An 836-nucleotide genomic window follows, 5' to 3' on the forward strand; every position below is an offset into this window, starting at 1 on the left:
GGTTGTGGTGCAAACTTTCGGAAATCAACTGCGCAACAGCCAGGAGCACGAACCGGCTCAAGCGGCAAGAACCGCATTCCACATTTCCGGCGCGGTTTTGTTTTTGATCCGGAGCTTGCCAAGTTTAAATTGACCCTTTCTGATTCTATGCATCAATTCGATCCCTGCGATGGTGATTGAGGCGTTTCGAAAGCGCTTCAAACCAAGCATGGGACCCAAACGGAGCTTGATCGATCGGTGGTCCTGCTCGATCAAATTGTTCAAATATTTCGACGACCGGATTTTGGTTCGTTTGCCGCTCCGGTGTTCGCCAAGGACTTCAAGTGCCGCCCGGTGGGATGCCTGATAGCCGTCAAGCGTGATCTTTTGTGGCAACCGGCCCTGGTTCTTGAACGCCCGCCGGAAAAACGCCTTGGCGGCCGCGACATCCCGCTTGACGCGGAGCAGGAAATCGACGGTCTTTCCCTCTTTGTCGACCGCGCGATAAAGGTAGGTCCAGCGACCTTTGATCTTCACATAGGTCTCGTCGACCCGCCAGGAACCGCCAGCCCGGCAGGCGAAGCAGTTCCAGCGCTTCTCGAATTCTGGGACATAGCGTTGGATCCAGCGCATGATCGTCGTATGGGTGAGCGAAACGCCTCGCTCGGCCATCATCTCCACGAGATCCCGAAAGCTCAGTTTGAACCGGAGATACCAGCGGACGCAGAGGATGATGATCTCCCGATCGAAATGACGGCCCTTGAAAAGATCTTCAATGTTCAGCATCCGGGTTCGGGTCCTCTCCAAAGGCGTGTTCACGCCAAATATGCCGCGCTTTCGCCGTTTGCACCAGAACC

At 55.3% G+C, this 836-nt stretch carries 1 protein-coding gene; it reads right to left on the reverse strand.

Translation table 11 applies throughout. The features are described from left to right. Positions 1-57: 57 nt before the first annotated feature. A complete protein-coding gene (locus tag MPC4_RS19110; protein ID WP_174513932.1) occupies positions 58-765 on the reverse strand; it encodes an IS6 family transposase in 708 nt (235 codons plus the stop codon). Positions 766-836 lie beyond the last annotated feature (71 nt).

Source organism: Methylocella tundrae (assembly GCF_901905185.1).
GTDB classification, from domain to species: domain Bacteria; phylum Pseudomonadota; class Alphaproteobacteria; order Rhizobiales; family Beijerinckiaceae; genus Methylocapsa; species Methylocapsa tundrae.